Below are 12,629 nucleotides of genomic sequence, written 5' to 3'. Positions count from 1 at the left end.
GCTTGGGGCACTATGCACGATGCAGTCCGGGGCCAGAGGCCCGGAATCGGCATCGCCTTCATCCTACTGGACACGTCAGACGCGGCAGTTCCGCCCATAGGATTCGAACCTATACTCCACGGCTCCAAAGGCCGGGGTGCTGCCATTACACCAGGGCGGACCATGCCTTGCACTGAAGCGGAGGCACGAGTATATATTTTGCCATGTATTGGAGGCCGGATGCGACACTGCCGGAATCGAGGGCTACATCGCAGCGCTGCACCAGCTTACGTCCGGTCGAAGACTGCCAGATGAGGGGCAGTCATGAGGCATGATGTAACGGTGAGCAAGAATGCAGGGATATCCGACGGAGCGGGCAGCCGGAACGGTAGTCCGGTCCGGGAACCGGGCCATGTTCCCCGGTCACGGATGACCGGATCGCAGCGGCGCTCACAACTCATCGAAGTGGGACGCGGACTCTTTGCCCTGCGGGGCCTTGACGGCACCACGATCGAGGAAATCGCCGCAGCCGCAGGGGTCTCGAAACCCGTAATCTACGAGCACTTCGGTTCCAAAGAGGGCCTGTATACGCAAGTGGTCGAATTCGAGTTCAGGATCCTCCTGGCCTCCATCAATGCCGCGCTGGCGGAAGAAGCCAAACCCCGGGTCCTGGTGGAAAGGGCTGCCCTTGCCCTGCTGACGTACATCGAGGACCGGTCCGACGGCTTCCGGATCCTGATGCGTGATGCACCGCCATCACAGCCCGAGGGCGCTTTTTCCACCCTCCTGTCCCATGTCACGGCCCGGGTTGAACACATGCTCTCTGACGAATTCGGCCGCCGGGGACTCAGCGCGGCAGACGGTGCCATGTATGCCCAGATGCTGGTAGGCATGGTGGCCATGACCGGCCAATGGTGGCAGGACAGCCGGCAACCCGACAAACGCGCCGTGGCCGCGCACCTCGTGAACCTGGCGTGGAACGGGCTGACGGGGCTGAAAAAGGAACCCGAGCTGCGCGGCGAGGACTAGCTGGCTAGCGCGAGGAAAACAGCCATCCTCTGCGTGCTGGCTCGTACCTCGCTTTGACGCACGCTGCCGGACAACTGTTCCGCTCGCTTCGTATATTTACTCCCCCTGTTTACTCCCCCAGGACCTCCAGCGCACCCAGCCATTCGAGTTCCAGGGCATCGCGCTCTCCGGCGAGCTCCTTTAGTTTCGTGTTGAGCTCCGCGAGCTGCTTGACCGCGGAGGCGTCTCCGGCTCCGGCGGTCATCTGCGCGTGGATCTTTTCTTCTTGCTGCGTCAGTTTGCCCAGCTGGCGCTCGATCCTGTTTTTGGCCTTGCGGGCGTCCCGCTTCTCCGCTTCCGAGGCGCCCGACGTTGCCGCGGCCGACCCTGGGCTTGAGGCTGTGACAGGGTTTCCGCCGCCGGTGATGGTGGATCCGGCCATGGTTGCCTCACGCAGCTCAAGGTACTGATCCACGCCGCCGGGCAATCCGCGGATCTTGCCATCGCCGAGCAGCGCCATCTGGTGGTCCGTGACCCGCTCCAGCAGGTAGCGGTCGTGGCTGACCACAACGAGGGTACCGGGCCAACCGTCCAGGACATCCTCCACCGCCGCGAGGGTATCGGTGTCAAGATCATTGGTGGGCTCATCGAGCATCAGGACGTTCGGCTCCCCCACCAGCAGCCGAAGGAGTTGCAGGCGCCTGCGTTCGCCACCCGAGAGGTCCTTGACGGGCGTCCATTGCTTCTGGTTGGTGAATCCGAGCTGCTCCACCAGCTGGCCCGCGGTGAACTCCTTGCCGCCCACGTTGAAAGAGCGCTTTTCACGCTCGATGACCTCGATCACCCGAAGGTCCGCGACGTCGTCGAGTTCCTTGACTTCCTGCGTCAACACGGCGGTAACCACCGTCTTGCCGCGCTTGACCTTGCCGGAGGAGGGCTGTATCTCCCCGTTGAGGAGCTTCAGCAGGGTGGTCTTGCCGGCGCCGTTGACACCCACCAGTCCGAGGCGTTCACCCGGGGCAAGGCGCAAGGTGATGTTGTCGAAGAGTTTCTGCCCGGGGTCGCCGCCCAGGAAGTCAAGCGAGACGTTTTCAAGGTCCAGCACATCCTTCCCGAGCCGTGCAGTGGCCATCTTGCTCAGCGCCATCGAGTCGCGGGGTTCGGGGACGTCAGCGATCAGTTCGTTGGCCGCCTCGATCCGGAATTTCGGCTTCGCTGTGCGGGCGGGGGCGCCGCGGCGCAGCCAGGCGAGCTCCTTCTTCACGAGTTGCTGGCGCTTGCTTTCCACCACTGATGCCGAGCGGTCGCGCTCGGCGCGGGCCAGCACATAGGCCGCGTAGCCGCCGTCGAACGGGTCCACAATGCCATCGTGGACTTCCCAGGTCTTGGTGCAGACCTCGTCAAGGAACCAGCGGTCGTGGGTGACCACCAGGAAGGCCCCCTGGTTGGCCCGCCAGCGGGTCTTCAGGTGCCGGGACAGCCACGCCACGCCTTCGACGTCGAGGTGGTTGGTGGGCTCGTCGAGCATAATGACGTCGTGGTCCTCGATCAGCAGCTTGGCCAGGGCCACGCGCCGCTTCTGGCCGCCGGAGAGGGCATGCACATTCGCATGCCAGTCGACGTCGGACACAAGCCCGCCCATGACTTCGCGGATCTGCGGGTTGCGGGCCCATTCGTAGTCGGCCTGCTCACCCACAATTGCGGCACCCACGGTGAGATCGCCGTCGAGCACGTCGCTCTGGTCCAGGTAGCCGATATTGACTTCACTGCGTTTGGTGACGCGGCCTGAGTCGGGGGTGGCGCGCAACGACAGCAGACGCATCAGAGTGGACTTGCCGTCGCCGTTCCGGCCCACCATGCCGATCCGGTCGCCTTCCTCGAGGCCGAGGGTGACGCCGTCGAGAACGGTACGGGTTGCGTACGAGACCACAAGGTTCTCGCCGCCAAGAAGGTGTGCCAAGGGAACTGCTTTCGTCTGAAATACGGTGTAAAGCTCTTAAAGGAGGGTATCGGAGATGATGCGTGCACCATGAACCGGGCCGTGCACCGCCGTGGCGTTGAGGCCATGATGCCGCAGCTCTTCCGCTAGTCCTTCGGCCGCCGCCGGACTGCGCGTCAGAAGCGCCACAGTGGGGCCGGATCCCGAAATGATGCCGGCGATCGCCCCGCGTGACTCACCCATGCCGAGAGTGTCGCGAAGGCTGGGTGCCAGTTCGATGGATGCCCGCTGGAGGTCGTTGACCAGTACCCGGCTCAGGGCATCTGCATCTCCGCTCCGCAGCGCCTGAAGGATCTTCGGGTCAACTGCCGAGGGCTCCGGAACGTCCACTCCCTCGGCGTCACGCAGACGGTCCAGGGTGCGGAACACAACAGGTGTGGGCAGTCCGAAGTCAGCAGCCACCAGCACCCAGTCCGTCTGGGCCTTGGCCAGGGCCGGCGAAAGCTCATCACCCACCCCCAGTCCCACGGCTGTTCCACCCAGCAGGGAGAAAGGCACGTCGGCACCGAGTTCCGCGGCCAGGTGCGCCAGCTCGTCACGGGACAGCCCGCTGTTCCACAATGCATCGCAGGCAAGCAGCGTGGCGGCGGCGTCCGCCGAACCTCCACCCATCCCGCCGGCCACCGGTACCCGCTTGGTAATTTCCAGGTGCACCCCCGTGGAGTGCTCGGAGACGTCGGCCATGATCGCGGCTGCCTTATAGGCCAGGTTGTTTTCATCCAGCGGAATGTCCATCTCATCCAGGTCCAGGGTGCTGGCCGGACTGATGCTGATGGTGATGCCGGCCGCTTCGGTACTTGTGGCCGCCACTTCCTCATAGAGGGAAACAGCCAGGTAAACGCTGGCCACGGAATGGTAGCCATCCGGACGCAGCGGGCCCACGTCAAGCGCGACATTGACCTTACCCGGCGCCTTCACCCGGACAGTCCTCGCGGCAAATCGCCCTCTCACTGCGCTCATGAGTACAAGCTATCCTGCCTCGCGCGCTTCGGCGATCCTGGCGAAGGCCGCAATATCAATCACTTCGCCCCTGGCCGTGGGATCAATTCCGGCCACCAGCAGGCACCGCTCTGCTTCGGCGGCGCTTCCAGCCCAGCCGGCCAGCGCGGCACGGAGCGTTTTTCTGCGCTGGGCGAAGGCAGCATCGATCACGGCGAAAACCTGTTCACGGGTGGCCGTGGTGACCGGTGGTTCGCGCCGGGTGAAGGCCACCAGCCCGGAGTTGATCTTGGGCGCCGGCCAGAACACGTTCATTCCGATCACACCGGCTTTGCGCATGCTGCTGTACCAGGCGGCCTTGACCGAGGGCACACCGTACGTTTTTGAGCCCGGCCCGGCCGCGAGTCGGTCTGCGACCTCGTCCTGCACCATCACCAATCCATGCTGGAGGCTCGGGAAATGCTGAAGGAGATGGAGAACAACCGGGACTGCGACGTTGTAGGGCAGATTCGCAACGATTGCCGTCGGTTCAACGGGAAGCTCCGTGACCTTCATGGCGTCGGCCAGCACCAGATGGAAATCCCCGACGGCGTCAGGACGCCATTCACGGATGGTTTCCGGCAGCTTGGCTGCCAATACCGGATCAATTTCGACGGCGACAACGGCCTTCGCTGCGTCCAGCAGTCCCAGTGTCAGGGAGCCAAGGCCCGGCCCGATTTCCAGCACCGTCTCGGCCGGGCCGATTCCGGCCACGGAAACGATCCGACGGATGGTGTTGCCGTCAATGACAAAGTTCTGGCCGAGCGTTTTGGTGGGACGGACGCCGATCTCCTCGGCGAGCCTGCGGATATCAGAGGCGCCAAAAAGCGGTGCGGGCGCGGTACCGGGCGCGGCGGGAGTCGGTTCAGTCACCTAGGTATCCTAACCTCCCGGGTTAATACAGCCAGCCACAGCCCCGGCCGGACTTCGCAGCCATGTCAAAGGCCGGGTCCGGAGAATCCGGACCCGGCCTTCAAATTCTTCCGCAGCTGTGGTCAGCTGCTGCGGAACGCGCGGATGAGTCTTAGCCGGCTCGAGGTGACTAGCTCGAAGCCGCCCAGCCGCAGCCCCAGGGGCGGAGACCGGCTTTGGCGTAGTAGGTGTTGGCGACGGCGATCTGCTGGGCTTTGGTGGCCAGGCTGGCGTTCGGGGCGTATGCGCCGCCACCGTTGGCCAACCACGAGGAAATATCAAACTGCAGGCCGCCATAGTAGCCGTTGCCCGAATTGATGGACCAGTTGCCGCCGGATTCACACTGGGCGATCTTGTCCCACATCGCTTCGTTCATCATGGCCGGAGCAGCTGCCCCGGTGTTGACCGCGGCCTGGGCCTGGGGCTTTTCCTTGGTGCCCACCGTGACCTTTTCGGTCACAGGATGCAGCGATACGGTCTCTGAAACCAGGGTTCGGGAGGCTTCACGGCCATCCACCAGAACCAGCTTGAAGCTCTTGTCCACCTTGCCCGTCACACCCGCCTGGGTGACTTTCTTCTCACCCTTGAGCAGCTCCGCGCTTTCATCGGTGAGAGTTTCGAACGGAACGCTTTCTGTGGTTGCCTCTGTCTTGCCGGTATCAACGCGGGACACCTTGATCACCATGTTGTTGACGACATTTGCGTTCCCGGGCTGCGAGGTTCGGTCGCTGGCCTCAAGGGCGACGCCGGCGTCCTTGAGCACCTGGGCGACGCTGGCCGCCGTCGTGGTGGTCTTGGAAGCTTTGCCATCGGCAAGGATGCTGACTGTTTTCGGCGTCGAGATGGCTACAAAGGATCCGGCCACGGCCAGCTGGGCTTCCTTCGGGACGGACACCGCAGAGGCACTTGCCACTCCAAGCTCGGTGACCAGTCCGGCCACATCCTGTGCGGTGGTGTTCACCGTCTTCTCAGAACCGTCCAGGCTGACTTTTACGGCTTTGGCCATGTTGACGTTGATGACCGAGCCGTTTTCAACGCTGGCGTCCATCGACGGCGAAACCCGGTCAGCGGGCTGCAGTTCCACCTTGGCGCTCTTGACCACCTGGCCGACAGTTCCGCCGAACGTCTGCACGGAGCTGACTTTGCCGTCGACATTCAGGGTGATTGTTTTGTTGTTGCCGACAAAGGCCACGAGCCCCAGCACAAGCGCAGAAAGCACCATCAGCTGTGCGCCGACTTTCAGGAAACTGAATTTGCCGTCCGATGTGAAGAACTTGACCACGATTGCCCGTAACTCTAGGACCATCCGGGCACGGGGAAAAGCGCACAAGACCACCTGATGCAAACACCCGGAGGTCGGCTCCGGGCATGCCCGGAGGTTTGCTGGAGACATGTGCGCCGCCACACCCGCGATGCAGGGCACGCGGGATGTGCCTGCTGCAATCGGAGTGAAATTGTCCGTTGGCCTTCCCCGACCCCGGCTAATAGTTTTCCACTGTAACCGAAGCGTTATAAAGCGGCCAAGAAATTTACATACCCGGTATCAAACTTTTGGCCGGCTTGGAGCGGAGCCTAATCCCAGGATCCGTACGCCCGCACGGTATTTTCGGAGATCTGAGTGCACAGCCCGGCAAGGTCGGACGCTGTCAATTCGGCCATGGCGCGGACGGTGTAGGGAACCATGTAGCTCGCATTCGGACGCCCCCGGTAGGGATGCGGGGTGAGGAACGGAGCGTCTGTTTCCACCAGAACCAGGTCCGGCTCGGCGACGGCGAGCGCGGAACGCAAACCGGCCGCATTCTTGAAGGTCAGGGTGCCGGCAAAAGACATGTACCAGCCCTCGCTGTTACAGATCCTCGCGAGCTCCGCATCGCCGGAGAAGCAGTGGAAAACCACACGCTCCGGCGCTCCTTCTTCGCGGAGCACTTTCACCACGTCATCGTGGGCGTCGCGGTCATGGATCTGAAGCGTCAGGCCCAGGCGCTTGGCAATATCAATGTGGCGCCGGAAGGAATAGCGCTGGTGCGCCAGTCCCGGCCCTTCGGTCCGGAAAAAATCCAGTCCGGTCTCGCCAATGGCACGGATTCTCGGATGTGAGGCCAGTTCCTCGATCTCTGCCAAGGCATTGTCCAGCTCGCCGCGCAGGGCGTAGTCCGGCGCGTCATTGGGGTGGATGGCAACCGCGCCAAGGAGGCGGGAGTCCAGATCCACGGCACGGACGGTGAACCGGGACGATTCGAGATCGCAGCCCACCTGCACCGCACCCTGCACCCCGACGTCCGCCGCAGCATCAAGAGCCAAACCCACGTCCACCTGTTGCTGAGCGCGTTCCGGATCCAGGGAGGCGAAATCCAAGTGCGTGTGGTTATCCATCACAGGCACCGGCAACGGCTCAGGGGCCGGCGGGTAGACGTTCCTACCCGTTCCATCACTGCCGGCGTCTCTGTAGGGGACGGGAGTCGGAGAATTACACATTCGACCAGCCTAACCGCGGCAGGGCTGCGGAGAATTACCGGAACTCTCTGTCAGCAACGGCAGTTGTGTTAGTAGTCTGGTATGAACACATGCGAACGCCCAACGACGGGCGCAGGCAGTCGTAACTGTCCCGTCCCAGGCATCACCAGGGCTGAAAGGTTGCCGATGGACTCCCACCGACGCACCACCGTGGATGCGGCAGTACTCCCCGCCGGGCAAACCTTCACGGGCAGTGGGACAACCGGGGCCGGCCAGTTCAACGGCCACAGACAGGCTGCCATGGATGCCGGCTCCTTCCACTCCGCCAGCGAGCGCATCCTCAAGGCAATCAACACGGTCATCGACGGAAAGGCCGACGCAGCCAAGCTGGCGCTGACGGTGCTGCTGGCCCAGGGCCATCTACTGCTGGAGGACGTTCCCGGCGTCGGCAAGACCCTGCTGGCCAAGACCCTCGCCCGCACCATTGACTGCTCAGTCAGCCGTATCCAGTTCACCCCGGATCTCCTGCCCTCGGATGTCACAGGGGTCTCCATCTACAACCAGTCGTCGCGGCTCTTTGAATTCCGTCCGGGTGCGGTGTTCGCCAATATCGTTATCGGCGATGAAATCAACCGGGCCTCCGCCAAAACGCAGTCGGCCCTGCTGGAGTGCATGGAAGAACACCAGGTCACAGTGGATGGCGACTCCTACAAACTGGATGAGCCGTTTATGGTGGTGGCCACGCAGAATCCGATCGAGATGGAAGGCACTTACCCGCTGCCTGAAGCACAACGGGACCGCTTTATGGCCAGGATCTCCATGGGCTATCCGGACAAGGACTCCGAGATTGAAATGCTGGAGACGCATCAGGCAACGTCGCCCCTGACGAAAGTCTCGGCCGTTGTCACTTCCGCCGATGTGGCCGCAATGATCGCCACGGTCCAGGATGTTTACGTGTCCCAGGCCGTCAAGGAATACACCGTGTCCGTAGGCCGGGCAACACGTGCAAGTGCCATGCTCCGGCTCGGAGCAAGCCCCCGCTCCATGCTCCAGCTGCTCCGGGCCGCGAAGGCCACCGCAGCTCTGGAAGGCCGTGACTTCGTGCTGCCGGACGACGTCGTTGGCGTTGCCGAGTCAGTGCTGGCACACCGCATCATCCTTGACCGGAAGGCCGCCAGCACGGGCGAAACACCGCAAAGTGTCATCCGCGGCATACTCGCCAAACTTCCGGTCAGCCAGGAAATGTCCAACTCCTCGGTCCGTGGGTCCGGGCAGGGCCAGACGCCGGCCCACGAGCTGCGTCGCGGCCGTTAGACGTAGTGGCCTTAGATGTCGTGAACTTTAGACGTTGTGAACTTTAGACAAGGGATCTGCCGTGGCGCTGCTGGATAAACTCCCGGGACACCTTTTCAGCACGCGGGGCTGGGGGCTGCTGTCCGCAGGCATCATCTCGCTCCTGTGCGCGCAGATCATGGGGAGGCGTGATCTCCTCACACTGGGGGTGCTGCTTATTGTTCTTCCGCTGATTTCACTGGCCGGCATCAGGGTACTTAAACCGAAATTCCAGATCTACCGGGAGTTCAACCCCTCGTCGGTTGAGACCTCCTCCACCACCACAGTGCGCCTGGCCGTCGCCCGGAGCGGCATCGGCGCAGGGCGGGTCATCATGGAGGAACGGCTGCCGCCCAGATTCGGTGAATCACCGGCATTCCGGTTCCCGGCGAAGTCCGCCGCTGGCGGTACCAGCCGCTATGAGTACCATCTGCGCTCGGGCAAACGCGGACAGTTCGTCATCGGCCCGGTAACAGCAGAGTTCACGGATCCGTTCGGGCTTTCGCTGCACCGGCACTCCATCGACGACGGCGACACCCTCACCGTGACGCCGGCCGCCGTCGAACTTCCCGTTACGGGACTGGCGGGTGCCCGCGGAAACGACGGCATCACGGCTACCAGGATCCGTGCGAATCCGAGCGATGACGACGTCATGACCCGTGAATACCGGCACGGAGACCCGATGCGCCGGGTCCATTGGCCGGCCACTGCCCGGCACGGAGCACTGATGGTAAGGCAGGAGGAATCCGTCACGACGCCAGAAGCAACCATCATTCTGGATCAGCGTTTTGTGGCATTTTCCAGCGGCTTCGGTTCGGTGTTCAGCCCCGGAGATGACGGCCACGAACTGGCCAGCAGCGAGACGTTTGAGTGGGCTGTGGTTGCCGCCATGTCCATCAGCGCCCACCTCGCGGAGCGTAACTATTCACTTCGGTTCCTGGATGCCGGCGGAGATCCTGCGTTCCTCCATTCGCCCTCGGCGCCCGCTCCCGAAGCTGAGGAATACAACGGCGCCGGCGGACTTCAGTCCATCGCCGAGAGCCTGGCTGCCATTCACCTGTCCGGGCCCCATCACGCCCGCCGGGACCACGATGCCAGCCACCGCGACCATGCAGCGGCCCAGGATTCCGGACCCAAACCATTTGATGACCAGCTGATGGATAAGCTTTCGGCGCACAGGCTTCGTGGCCCGGTCCTTGCCGTGCTGGGAAGAATTTCGCTGGCAGAGGCCAGGGCCCTCGCCCCGGCCGCCGGATTCGGTGCCAATGCGTTTGCCATGGTGGTAGCCGACAAGCCTGGTGAATGTCACGATGTTCTCGAAGCACTGCGGAGCGGCGGCTGGCGGGCCGTGGCCGTCGATGCCACCGCGTCGCTGCGTGCGGCCTGGAGCTACTTTGATGAAGGCGACGCTGCCGTGGCAACAGCCGCGGCGGATGTCCGGCGGGGTGCAGGAGTGGCACGGTGACCGCAGCGACGGCACGTCATGCACCCGCGGGGGAACCCGTGGCGCTTAAGCCTGAAACGGGCCGAACTGGCAGGGCAGGACGCAAGGGCCTCTATCCGTGGGCAGTATCGGCAGCAGTGGCAGTCGCCGTCTGCGGTTCTGCGCTGTCCCTCAACGGGGTCCTTCGGGGCTGGGCCTGGTATTTCCCAGCCCTCACCACCGTGTTTGTCGTGTGTCTGGTCCTGGCAGGGCTCCGTGGTCTCAGGGCGCAGCCGTTGCTGGTCACCCTTGGTGGCTTCGCCTCATTGGTGTTGATTCTGACGTTCACGTTCTTCCGCCGAGACAGTTTCGCCGGGTTGGTTCCCAACGGCGAGACCCTGGCAGCACTGGGACAATACATCCGCCGGGCCAGCGAAACGGTGTTGTCCGAAAGCGCACCGGTGGCACCGAACGCAGGTATTGTCCTGGTCACGTGCGCAGTGCTGGGTCTGGTGGCCATCCTTGTGGACGCCCTGGCGCTCCCGCTGGGAATGCCGGCCACCAGCGGTCTGGGCCTCCTCGCTGTGCTGGTCGTGCCCGCCACGGTCAAGCCCCAGAGCGTGGGAATCGGCGGCTTCCTCGGGACTGTCACCGGCTACCTGCTGATCCTTGCGTGCTGCCAGTGGTTCGCGCCTGATTCCCGAACGCCTGCGGACACTGCCGGGAATCCGGGTCACGCGAAAAGGGCCGCGCTGACGGGAAGTGCGGCACTCGTGGTCACGCTGCTCCTGCCCCTTGTCATACCCGGCTTTGACCAGGGCACCTTCCCCCAGGGTTCCCGGCTGAATCCGTGGGGTTCCTCGAATGGCCTCAACCCGATGATCAGCCTGGGAAACAGCCTGCGCTCACACACCGGCGACGGCAGGATCACCTACGCCACCAACGCAGTCAATCCCCTGTACCTCAGGTCAGTGACGGTGGACCGCTTCGACGGGGATTCGTGGTCACCGGACGACCGCGATGCTACCCGGCAGAGCGGGCCGGGCCGGATGGAACCGGGCTATGAGATCCTGGCGGACGAACTGACCCAGCAGGTCACAGCCGTGAACACCGGCAACTTCACCAGCCCCTATCTCCCGGCACCGTACGCGCCCGCCGCCGTCAACGGCCTCAGCGGCCGCTGGAGCTGGGATCCCGCCACGCTGAGCATCAAGGGCATTGACACCAACAGCCAGGATCAGCAGTATCTGGTCTTCTCCGCTGTGCCGAAGCTGACCGCCGAGCTGCTGGCACAGTCGTCCGCTCCCATCCGCGGAATTTCGGACGAATTCATCAGACCGCCCGCCAATGTTCCGGAAATCGTCCGGACCACGACTGATTCCGTCACGGCCCAAAGCCGGACTTCCTACGCAAAAGCCATGGCCATCCAGACGTATCTTCGATCCCCCGAGTTCACGTACTCGCTGCAGGCCCCTGTCCAGGGAGGATACGACGGCAACGGCCTTTCGGTGCTCGCGGACTTCCTGGCCCAGAAAAGCGGCTATTGCATCCACTATGCCTCTGCCATGGCGGTGATGGCACGCGTTGAAGGTATCCCCAGCAGGATTGCCGTGGGATATGCGCCCGGACGGCTCACGGGATCGGTGGTGTCGGTGGCAGGCCAGGGTGCCCTGCCGGAATACGAGGTGGATTCACGTGATGCCCACGCGTGGCCGGAGCTCTACTTCCAGGGGCTCGGCTGGGTGCGGTTCGAACCAACACCGTCACGTGGCGTGGTTCCTGCCTATGCCACTGAACCGGTGGGACCCGGTGGCGCCAGCACCAACGAAAACAATGACGGACTCATCCCCACCCCCGCCTCCACAACAACACCGTCGCCCAGCACGGCCCCGGTGCCGCTGCCGGGAATGGGCGGAACTGGCGATCCCGGAACCCTCCTGGCGGCCTGGCTGTACGGTGCGGGCGGCGTTATTCTCCTCATACTGCTGGCGCTGTCCCCGCGGCTGGTGCGCAGCAGCACCAGTGCCCGCCGGCTAAGGGACCCGGAGAAAATGGAGGCTGCAACGGACGCGGCCCCCCTCGCCTGGGCCGAGCTGGGCGATCTCGCGACGGACTACGGCGTGCCCCCGGGGCCAAGCGAGACTCCTCGCGGTTTCTCGGCGCGGCTGCGTAGCTCGGCCGCGCTCGGCGAGCCAGGAGGAGCGGACGATGCCGGCCACCAGGCCGTCATATCCCTCACGGGTGACTATGAACGGCAGCAGTATGGCCGGCCAACCGGGGATAATCGCCCAGCCGCACCGGGAAACGGCCAGCCTGCTGCGGTGCGGATGGCCATGGTGAACCAGTCGCTACGGGGCAACTCGCGCTTCATGGATCGGCTCCGTGCCGACTGGCTACCGCCGTCCGTCATGACCCGCTGGCGCAGAATGGTGGCGTCGCCGTTCAGAGCAGCGGCCCGTACCATGGTGCGCACCGCCGGTGCCGCCGCGCGCTCCTGGGAACGGGCCCGCGACGGCCTCCGGCGCCTGCGCGAAGGCTAGCAGT

9 protein-coding genes and 1 tRNA gene are annotated in these 12,629 nt (G+C 63.9%); 4 read left to right on the top strand and 6 right to left on the bottom strand.

What is annotated here, in order from left to right; genetic code table 11:
- Window positions 1-88: 88 nt before the first annotated feature.
- Window positions 89-160: transfer RNA gene (locus tag ACQCST_RS07470), tRNA-Gln, on the bottom strand.
- Window positions 161-408: 248 nt separating this feature from the next.
- Here ACQCST_RS07470 and ACQCST_RS07465 point away from each other — a divergent pair.
- Window positions 409-1,008, top strand: a complete 600-nt coding sequence (locus ACQCST_RS07465) for a TetR/AcrR family transcriptional regulator (RefSeq protein ID WP_426999107.1) — start codon at window positions 409-411, stop codon at window positions 1,006-1,008.
- 109 nt (window positions 1,009-1,117) lie between these two features.
- Here the strand turns inward: ACQCST_RS07465 and ACQCST_RS07460 are convergent, their stop codons facing one another.
- The 5 genes from ACQCST_RS07460 to ACQCST_RS07440 form a co-directional block, all read right to left on the bottom strand.
- Window positions 1,118-2,947, bottom strand: coding sequence for an ABC-F family ATP-binding cassette domain-containing protein (locus tag ACQCST_RS07460; protein ID WP_426998648.1), 1,830 nt, complete (start codon window positions 2,945-2,947; stop codon window positions 1,118-1,120).
- A 36-nt stretch (window positions 2,948-2,983) separates the two neighbouring features.
- A complete protein-coding gene (locus tag ACQCST_RS07455; RefSeq protein WP_426998647.1) occupies window positions 2,984-3,946 on the bottom strand; it encodes a 4-(cytidine 5'-diphospho)-2-C-methyl-D-erythritol kinase in 963 nt (320 codons plus the stop codon).
- Between the two features lie 9 nt (window positions 3,947-3,955).
- A complete protein-coding gene (gene rsmA, locus ACQCST_RS07450; RefSeq protein WP_426998646.1) occupies window positions 3,956-4,837 on the bottom strand; it encodes a 16S rRNA (adenine(1518)-N(6)/adenine(1519)-N(6))-dimethyltransferase RsmA in 882 nt (293 codons plus the stop codon).
- Between the two features lie 169 nt (window positions 4,838-5,006).
- Entirely contained in the window at window positions 5,007-6,158 is a 1,152-nt protein-coding gene (locus tag ACQCST_RS07445; protein ID WP_426998645.1) for a ubiquitin-like domain-containing protein, read from the bottom strand.
- A 290-nt stretch (window positions 6,159-6,448) separates the two neighbouring features.
- Complete coding sequence (locus ACQCST_RS07440; protein ID WP_426998644.1) at window positions 6,449-7,351, bottom strand: TatD family hydrolase; 903 nt, start codon at window positions 7,349-7,351, stop codon at window positions 6,449-6,451.
- A gap of 165 nt (window positions 7,352-7,516) precedes the next feature.
- Here ACQCST_RS07440 and ACQCST_RS07435 point away from each other — a divergent pair, with 165 nt between their 5' ends.
- From ACQCST_RS07435 to ACQCST_RS07425, 3 genes are all read left to right on the top strand, one after another.
- The gene (locus ACQCST_RS07435; RefSeq protein WP_426998643.1) at window positions 7,517-8,644 is read left to right on the top strand and encodes an AAA family ATPase; all 1,128 of its coding nucleotides are present in this window, start codon (window positions 7,517-7,519) and stop codon (window positions 8,642-8,644) included.
- A gap of 61 nt (window positions 8,645-8,705) precedes the next feature.
- The gene (locus ACQCST_RS07430; RefSeq protein WP_426998642.1) at window positions 8,706-10,127 is read left to right on the top strand and encodes a DUF58 domain-containing protein; all 1,422 of its coding nucleotides are present in this window, start codon (window positions 8,706-8,708) and stop codon (window positions 10,125-10,127) included.
- Entirely contained in the window at window positions 10,124-12,625 is a 2,502-nt protein-coding gene (locus tag ACQCST_RS07425; RefSeq protein WP_426998641.1) for a DUF3488 and transglutaminase-like domain-containing protein, read from the top strand. Before ACQCST_RS07430 ends, ACQCST_RS07425 begins: the two co-directional genes overlap by 4 nt.
- Window positions 12,626-12,629 lie beyond the last annotated feature (4 nt).

Origin of the sequence: Pseudarthrobacter sp. N5 (genome assembly GCF_050157035.1) — a bacterium.
In the GTDB taxonomy this organism is placed as follows: domain Bacteria; phylum Actinomycetota; class Actinomycetes; order Actinomycetales; family Micrococcaceae; genus Arthrobacter.
This window is presented reverse-complemented; position numbering and strand designations above follow the sequence as displayed.